Annotated in this window: 4 protein-coding genes; 2 read left to right on the top strand and 2 right to left on the bottom strand. The window is 33.7% G+C overall.

Annotation, left to right across the window (positions count from 1 at the left end):
• A partial coding sequence (locus ABD730_RS08295) for a DUF7507 domain-containing protein (protein ID WP_425583518.1) occupies nucleotides 1-6,319 on the bottom strand: 6,319 nt, incomplete at its 3' end.
• Nucleotides 6,320-6,984: 665 nt separating this feature from the next.
• Between ABD730_RS08295 and ABD730_RS08290 the strand changes: the two genes are divergently transcribed.
• Together ABD730_RS08290 and ABD730_RS08285 are read left to right on the top strand one after the other, a co-directional pair.
• The gene (locus ABD730_RS08290; RefSeq protein ID WP_334471266.1) at nucleotides 6,985-8,574 is read left to right on the top strand and encodes a peptide chain release factor 3; all 1,590 of its coding nucleotides are present in this window, start codon (nucleotides 6,985-6,987) and stop codon (nucleotides 8,572-8,574) included.
• Between the two features lie 152 nt (nucleotides 8,575-8,726).
• On the top strand, nucleotides 8,727-8,957 hold the full coding sequence (locus ABD730_RS08285) for a (4Fe-4S)-binding protein (RefSeq protein ID WP_215924744.1): 231 nt from the start codon (nucleotides 8,727-8,729) through the stop codon (nucleotides 8,955-8,957).
• A gap of 239 nt (nucleotides 8,958-9,196) precedes the next feature.
• Here the strand turns inward: ABD730_RS08285 and ABD730_RS08280 are convergent, their stop codons facing one another.
• Nucleotides 9,197-9,514, bottom strand: coding sequence for a DUF3467 domain-containing protein (locus ABD730_RS08280; RefSeq protein WP_334471263.1), 318 nt, complete (start codon nucleotides 9,512-9,514; stop codon nucleotides 9,197-9,199).
• Between the last annotated feature and the right edge of the window lie 8 nt (nucleotides 9,515-9,522).

Below are 9,522 nucleotides of genomic sequence, written 5' to 3'. Positions count from 1 at the left end.
CGGCATTATCAGCGCCCAAGTCTAAACTACCTGTTTTGGTTATGCTTAACTCTGGACTTTGATCTAAGTCTGTTCGTGTTGGATCTTCTGTAGGATTCGTACCTGTATCTGGTCCATCTACGGTCTCATTATCCAAGATTGGATCACCATTTGGATCTACATCTGTATCTGAAACATCGGTTACATCATCTGTTCCATAAGGACTATCTCCTATGGCAGTTGCACTGTTCTCTACAAAGCCTGCATCTATATCCGCTTGAGTAATTGTTTGCTCTACTGTTACGGTAGCACTTGCGTTTGGTGCTAAACTTGGAATATTTGTCAGTCCACCTTGATACGATAATGTTCCCAAGTCTGCATTCGCATCGGTAATCTCAATATCGGTTATTGTTACATCTCCTGTGTTAACTACAATAATATCATAGACAATAACATCGTTCAATACCGCTCCTGAAGTCGTTATTGTTTTTGTAACTGTTAACTCTGGGTTTTGAGAAATTTCAAAAGGCGTAACATCATTTGTTGGATCGGAATCATTACTATCTCCATTTATAGTATCGATATCATCAGTCTCTACTGTTTCTGGATCCGTTACAACCGTTCCATCACTAGCAGTACCAGTATCAGAAACATCTGTGATATCATCACTTGGGTCTAAAGTATCTCCACCTGGTGCTTCCGCACTTACAATTGCAGAATTCTCTATTCCCCCATTATCAATATCTGACTGAGTAATTACGTATGTTGCACTACATGTCGTATTAGCTCCTGGAGCAAGAGTCGTTGAAACACAAGTTACTGTTCCTACTAATGGGTCTGTAACAATAATATTTGTTAATGTTTCGTCTCCAGTATTAGTAACAGTAAATTCGTAAGTTATTTCATCGTCTAATATTCCTGCTGCTCCTAAAGCATCTACACTAGATACACTTTTAATTAAACTAATAGAACAATTTGCTTCTACTAAAACAATTGGCTCTAATGCAACTTCAACACAATCAGGGTTTCCTGCATATCTAACAGCGACAGTATATGATCCTGCTGCAAGTCCACTAAAGTTAGGTGTTGGAAGAAAAGGACCTGCCAAACCATTAACACTATACTCAATAGCTCCTCCTCCATTATCTGTTGCTCCTACATTAATAGAACCAGTATTTGTTGCACAAGTTGGCTGTACAACAGTAGTTGCAAGATTAATTGTTGGGGGAGGAGTTAAAAATGCATTATCATAAATTATGAACGCCTTTCCATCACCACCATCACCAAAGTTTGGACCTGGGTCAGCAGCACCTGTTTGAGTAACTCTAATTCCTTGTACATCTGTACCAGAAGGCACCAATGCTGTTAATGGATAAATGGCTACATATATCTCCTGAGTATAATCAGTTGGGACACCTGTATTAATGTATACTGATGGATTTGCTAACACAATATTACCTATTAAATTTAACGAACCATCTAAGGCCTGAATACTCATTTCGTTATTACCATTACGTTCTGTAATTACCAAATAACGATTAGAAGCAGCTGCTATAGGTGTATTATAAATAAACTCATTAAAATCAGTAGGATCGATAGTATTATCCATAGACACATAGTGTCTTAAATCATTTTCAAAATTTGCGGCTAATAACGCAGCATTATAAATCGCTGGATCGTCAGCTATAGTTGCAGTTGTACCTAATTGATCCGTAACAAATTGACTCGTAGCTTGTGGATTAGCATACTGATAATTCACATTATTAGGTATATAAATCTCAGTAAACGGATTTGGCTGACCTGCTACCGTTATAGAATTTAATACTGCAGGGAATCCTGCATTAGGAGCACTAGAGATATTAAAACTAACTTCGCTAGATAAAAGCGCCGCACTAGGATTCCCTACAGGTATAATATCATAACAACTTTCATCACTACATTCAAAAGGCGCAGTAACAACATCGTTAACTGTTAAAGTTCTGTTAGTATCAGCTGAAAAAGTAGCAGTAAACGACAAATTGGTGCCATTTGCTGGTAATTCTACTCCCGTAAATGTATAGGAAGGAGCTGTTAAACTAGTTACAGGAACTGTTCTAGTCGCATCTCCTGTTAATTCTAAGTTGCCTGTTGCTGGAGGATTATAAAAGAAGACTGTTATGTCTGCAGTAAAAGTATCATCGGTTGTAATTAACGGAGTACCGTTATCACTACATGCCGATTCATTACTTGAAACTATATCACAAATATCAGGAACATCTAAAACGATTGGAGATAAAGCAACCTCTACACAACTAGGTGAGGAAATATATCTAACTGCAACTGTATATGAACCAGGAGCCAAGTTGCTAAAGTTAGGACTTGATTGGAAAGGACCTGCTAAACCATTCACACTATATTCCATGGCACCTCCACCATTATCCAAAGCATCAATAGAGATAGAACCTTGAACAGATACACAATCTGGCTGAACAGCTGATGTTGTATACTCTATAGTAGGTGGTAAAACTAAGAATGAAGGGTCATAAACGATAAACGCTTTTCCATCTCCTCCATCTCCAGCTGTTGCTCCACTTTGAGTAATTCTAATACCTTGAACATCTGTTCCAGATGGCACTAACGCGGTTAATGGGTAAATAGCTAAAAATACATGTTGCGTAAAATCGGTAGCAACACCAGTATCAATATAATTTGTTGCATTTGCCAATACAATATTCCCTGTAGGATTTAAAGAATTATCTAAGGCCTGAATACTTAATTCATTATTACCATTTCGTTCAGTAACAATAATATATCTATTAGAAGCAGAAGCAATTGGAGAGTTATAAATGTATTCATTATAATCTGTTGGATCTATGGTATTATCCATTGATACATAATGCCTTAAATCATTTTCAGCATTTGCAGCAAGTAAAGCTGCATTATAAATTTCTTCTCCATCTGCTATTGTAGCTGTTGTACTCAATTGATCTCTAACATACTGACTATTTCCTGCTGGATTTGCGTATTGATAATTAACATTATTTGGCTTATATATTGCAGTAAATGCATTTGGTTCGCCAGCAATTGTTATAGAGTTTAATACTGCAGGAAAACCTGCACTTAATCCACTATCTATATCAAAAGTTACATCTGCTGCAGCTATCGCAGCTGTTGGGTTACCAGGTGGTATTGTATCAGGACAAGGATTACATGCTGAAGTATTTATAGGATCGGTAACAGCAAAATTAGTTCCTAAAGAATAATCTACTCCTGTTTCTGTAACTAAACCATTAATTGCGTTAACCGAAGCTGGATCTGGATCACCAAATTGTCCATTATCTGAACCGGAAGCATCAGCATCTCCATATGCTTCATTAGCATCTGAACAGCCATCACCATCACTATCTGTATTTTGGAAATCAAAACTACCATCTCCTAAAGTATCAATTGGTATGTTAACTTCAGCTACATCATCAATTCCATTTCCATTATCATCATTGTATACGGCATCACTACTATCTATTACACCATCATTATTTGTATCTAACTCGCCATTACCAGCTTCATCAACATCATATATACCATCATTATCCGAATCTAAATCTAAAGCATCAGGCACTCCATCATTGTCTGTATCTAAACATCCTGATAAAGATTCTACTCTGACATAATCAAGATCTGCACCAGCACCATAGTTAGAACCAAAATGTTGCGCAGAAAAAGCAATAGTTGTTTGCGAAGTCGTTGCTACAAATGTTTGTTCATAAAGCCTCCAGTTTTTTGGACCTATAAGACCATTTACTAAACCGTCTGCTGTAGCGGTGAGAGTTTCATCAATTAATGATCCATTAACATCATAAACATCAACTTCTAACGTCACCGTACTTCCTGCACTGTGACCAATATCCTCACCCCAATAGAAAGAAAACTTATATGTAACTCCAGGTACTGTTTTTATAACTTGAGATAAAACATTAGAAATGTTTCCTGGTGTTACATTATTACTTCCTACAATATCAATAAACTGATTTCCGTGATAAGCTGCAACAAAATTTGCACTTCCTCCATAAGGAGAATTACCTACCCATCCATCAAGATTTTGAGTATAATCCCATCCTAATAAACTATTTGTATTATAATTAGTTCCTATAAAAGTACCAACTGCACTTGTAAATCCATTTGGAAAAATTGTATCGTCTGTAAAGTTTTGCTGTTCAAAAGAGCCGTTTACAACTAAATTACCACAACCTTCATCTGTATCTAATATTCCATCATTATCATCATCCAAATCACATTCATCACTTATACCATCATTATCGGAATCAAGATTGCCAGATGCTAATGGATCACAAGGATCTACATATGCTGTAACAGTTAAGGTTGCATCTCTAGTTTCATTGATACAATTATTATCATCATGACTTAAGAGCACTCGGTAAATATTCCCACTTTGTGAGACTGTTGCATTACTAATAGTAAGATAAGAGGTATTGGTACCTGAATAAACCGTGTTATCAGTTAGGTTCACAAAACCACTACCTTCATCTACTTGCCATTGATAATTGATACCTGAAGTAGTATTTGTAGCAGACACCGCATTATAATCTGGCACTGTATTTGGAGCTGTACCAGAATAAACCGTAGTACTTGTTCCATTAGCTACAACTGAGAATGTGGTTGTAACTCCTTCAACTATAGTTTGGTTTGCAGGTGCCAAATCTACGACAACTTGCGTTGCTGTTATAATATTATTATTTGTTCCTGTATAGGCTGTTGTATATCCTGTAACTTGCCCATTGACATCATAACCCACACCAACAACTTCCCCTGAAACTGTTGCTATATGACCGGCTTCTATAGCATCGAAACAACCATCATTATCTGAATCTAAATCTAAATAATCTGGTATTGTATCGTTATCTGTGTCTGTAGGATTTGTTGAAGGATCATTATCTAAATCTAAATTTTCATCTTCAACAGCATCTAAAATCCCATCATTATCACTATCTAGATCTAACGAATCATATACACCATCACAATCTGAATCGGTTTCAGAAACTGTAAATGAATTATTACTATAATCAGGATCTGATTGAGCCATATTAGTAATACTTGTATTATAGACAATAGGTAACGTTGGAGATGCAGCTCCATTAACCGTTAAGATTACACTTTCACCTGCTTGTAAACCAAAAATCACCCATTCATTTAAAACTGAATCGTAAGAAGCTGTACCAGACCCAGATGAAAAAACCGCAGAACTACTAGTGTAACTTAAACCCGACGGTAACGGAGATTCTACTACAAAACTATAACTGTTGTTGGCACTGTTATTTGTAACCGTAGCAACCAAATCAACATCAGTTGTTGTACACAAGCTCGTTGAAGATGCTACACTAGCATCAATACTCAAATCTACTGCAGTACTAAACCCTAGACTATTAGTGTTATAAGCTGTAAAAGCGATGTCTGTATTACCTGATGTTGTGTGCACAAATTTTACTATTTGCGAAGAATTACCAGCTGTAATTCCAAAATCACTCAACAAAAATGATAAAACCCTAAAATCTCTATATGTATTTACACCAAATGTACTAACAACACTTCCTGTACTAGGATCTACATTATAAATAGTCCAATCTACACCTGCAACAACCGGAGTAGAAGAAAAATCAACAACAACAACATTCCCTACTGTATTTCCTAGGTTATCTACAAACTTAAATGTATCACTACCTCCAGGCGCACCTGTCTGATTCACAATGATATCAGGTATGTTATCTGTAATATTTGCTACGGAAAGAACGGTTAAATCATCATATCCAATATCTTGCGGATCAATATTGAAAAAATTTGTACTCATCTCTAAACCACTAGCTCCATCTCTAACAAAATTAGTAGGTACTATTGGTGAAAAATTATTAATATAATCTGAAGGAGTATTGGTTTGGTTCACTCCACCCCAATTGTAAGCTACCCCCAACAATTCTGGGTTACTGTAATTGATTACACCTGGTATCGGAAAAGCACGAAAGTTAGCTGGAGTAAAAACAATCCCATTAGATGTTAAAACAGAATCGTCTACACCTGTAGAGTACGTAACACCATCAGCTATAAATCCTAATAAATTATTTGAATCTGTTGCCGTAACTGTTGCTCCAGTAGAAGAAACAAAAAAGCCGCCTTGATCACCATAAATGGTTGTTACATCTTCTTGAGCATTCATTATTAAAAATGACGAAAAGAAACCAACAAGGAAAAAGGTTTTTAACCTAAACAAAGATAACTTCGCTAAAACCATGCACATATATAAACTGGTATTAATATTCTTAGTAAAAGAGAATCGAGTAGAGATTTTCATATGATTATATAGTTGATGTATAATTCAGTTTGAGTAAATAAAACATATTACAAATATCGATAAAATGACAAATATATCCGACAAAGTGTAAATAAATAATTTTTTTTGTAAGACAAATCTATATTTAATAGAAAAAACCTACAAATATTAAATAATAAGACACATTAAATTGCCTTTAAGTCACACTTAAAATCTTAAAATAGCTAAACATTATTGTATTAGTGAAGAGATTTACTATTAATCAACTTCAAAAAATTAATCCCCTAATTTAGTAAGAGTAAAATTACAAAAAAATTGATATCTTTTAATTTTTAATGAAACTTTTATTCAACAATATATTGAATATAAATAGATAACACTAAAATGTTAGAGTAACAAGTGATTTTGCCTTTATACTTAGGTCAACGCTACAATATTCTAAAGCTACTTAAACATGCTGTTTCATAAAAAAGTAATCCTATTTATATCAATAACAAAGAGAATTATACTACAAAAATTCATAATAAAACAAATTTAAAAAAGGTCTTAATAAACATTAATTTGCCAGACAAATACGTCTAACTATAATTGATGCTAAACAATATTAAAATATCTTAAAAGCTATTAATTAGTTATTTTAAATGGAGTTATTAATGGTATATTTGCATTCCTTTTTAATAATTTTTATGAGCTTTTTAAAAGAAATTAACAGACGACGTACTTTTGGTATTATATCACACCCAGATGCAGGTAAGACCACATTAACAGAGAAACTATTATTATTTGGTGGAGCCATACAAGAAGCTGGTGCTGTAAAAAGTAATAAAATAAAAAAAGGGGCTACTAGTGATTTTATGGAAATAGAGCGTCAGCGTGGTATTTCTGTAGCGACCTCTGTTTTGGCTTTTGAATACAATGGCATTAAAATTAATATTTTAGATACTCCTGGTCACAAGGATTTTGCTGAAGACACTTTTAGAACTTTAACTGCTGTAGATAGTGTAATTGTGGTTATTGATGTTGCCAAAGGTGTTGAGGAACAAACTGAAAAATTAGTTCAGGTTTGTAGAATGCGTAATATCCCAATGATTGTTTTTATTAATAAAATGGATAGAGAGGGTAAAGACGCTTTTGATCTATTAGATGAGATTGAACAAAAATTAGGACTAAAAGTTGTGCCTTTAAGCTTTCCTATTGGTATGGGCTATGACTTTAAAGGTATCTATAATATATGGGAAAAGAATATTAATCTATTTTCTGGAGATAGTAGAAAGGACATAGAAGAAACTATCGAAATCTCGGATTTAGCATCGCCAGAATTAGATAAACTTGTAGGTGAAAACACGGCAAACACATTAAGAGAAGAAATAGAATTGGTAAGTGGTATCTACCCTCAATTCAATAAAGAAGATTATTTAAACGGAGAACAACAACCTGTATTCTTTGGTTCTGCATTAAATAATTTTGGTGTTAGAGAATTACTAGATTGTTTTGTAGAAATTGCTCCTAAGCCAAGACCAAAACAAAGTGAAGAGCGCATAGTAAAACCTGACGAAAAAGCATTTAGTGGTTTTGTTTTTAAAATTCATGCCAACATGGATCCCAACCACAGAAATAGATTAGCGTTTATAAAGATTGTATCTGGAGAGTTTAAACGAAACACTCCTTATTTACACGTACGACATAATAAAAAACTAAAATTTTCTAGTCCAAACGCATTCTTTGCTGAAAAGAAAGAGATTGTAGACATTTCTTACCCAGGTGATATCGTTGGTTTACAAGATACCGGAAGCTTTAAAATTGGCGACACTCTAACTGAAGGAGAAGTGCTAAATTATAAAGGAGTTCCGAGCTTTTCACCAGAACACTTTAGATACATTAATAATGCTGACCCAATGAAAGCAAAGCAGTTATACAAAGGTATCGATCAGTTAATGGACGAAGGTGTTGCACAATTATTTACTTTAGATTTAAACGGTAGAAAAGTAATAGGTACTGTTGGTGCACTTCAGTATGAAGTCATTCAATATAGATTAGAACATGAATATGGTGCTAAATGTACTTATGAAAATCTAAACGTACATAAAGCTTGTTGGGTTAAAACAGATAATGAAAAAAGTGAAGAATTTAAAGAGTTTATTAGAGTAAAACAACGCTTCTTAGCCAGAGATAAGCAAAATCAATTGGTGTTTTTGGCAGATTCTATGTTTTCACTACAAATGACTCAACAAAAATATCCAAGTATTACTTTTCATTTCACTTCGGAATTTGAATAGAACTTGGTATACCCCTTATCTAAAAATACAGATTATTCTTTCAAATAAAATCAATTTAACGACTAAAAATACTTTTTATCGAATAATTGATTGTAATCAAAAATCATTCAATACTTTAATAATACGATTAACCCCAAACTAATCTACTTATTATGGAAATTAACGCAAACGTTTTCAGTAACGCTGAAATTACCGTTACTTACAAGCCTCGCTGTTGTGCCAATGCTGGCATTTGTGCAAGACAACTTTCAGATGTATTTAGAAATTCTGTGATTCCTTGGATTGATTTAGAAGGAGCACAAACTGATGCTATTATTAATCAGATTAAAAAGTGTCCTTCAGGGGCATTAAAATATTATTTGAATCGGAAAGATGTTGCCTAAACGAAACATTTAGCCAATAAAAAAACCTTTGAACTAAGAATTCAAAGGTTTTTTTGTGTCAAAATCAAAAATATCACGTTTAATAAGTTTTAAAGACACTTTGACTACTATCTTTACTATTTATATTAAAAAAACATAAAACAACCTTAAACTCTATTTAAAATAATCCAATTTTGATTAATAAAATCTATAAAAAATAATTTATCGATTCCTAAAATCTATAATTTGTTTTTAAGCTTTTAAGCCTGACCTGTTGGTCCAAAATTTAAAGGAATTGGAGGTTGTTCGTAATCTTTAATTTCTCCATGTGCTTTTTCAAATCTAACGACATTATCACCTAATGCTTTTAATAAACGTTTAGCATGTTGTGGAGTTAAGATAATACGAGATTTCACTTTACTTTTTGGAGTTCCTGGCATAATACTTACAAAATCAACTACAAATTCTGAAACAGAATGATTAATAATTGCTAAGTTAGAATATGTACCTTCTGCTATTTTTTCGTCTAATTCAATATTAATTTGTCCTTTTTTTGGAATATTTTTTTCGTCTGCCATAATTATTT

The organism is Winogradskyella damuponensis (assembly GCF_039538385.1).
Classification (GTDB): domain Bacteria; phylum Bacteroidota; class Bacteroidia; order Flavobacteriales; family Flavobacteriaceae; genus Winogradskyella; species Winogradskyella damuponensis.
The sequence above is the reverse complement of the archived record's forward strand: the minus strand, read 5'-3'. Positions and strand labels throughout refer to the sequence as shown.

What these genes read in the sequence shown, in the direction of transcription:
- ABD730_RS08280 (WP_334471263.1), bottom strand. Translation starts at nt 9,514, where the DNA reads ATGGCAGACGAAAAAAATATTCCAAAAAAAGGACAAATTAATATTGAA.
- ABD730_RS08285 (WP_215924744.1), top strand. Translation starts at nt 8,727, where the DNA reads ATGGAAATTAACGCAAACGTTTTCAGTAACGCTGAAATTACCGTTACT.
- ABD730_RS08290 (WP_334471266.1), top strand. Translation starts at nt 6,985, where the DNA reads ATGAGCTTTTTAAAAGAAATTAACAGACGACGTACTTTTGGTATTATA.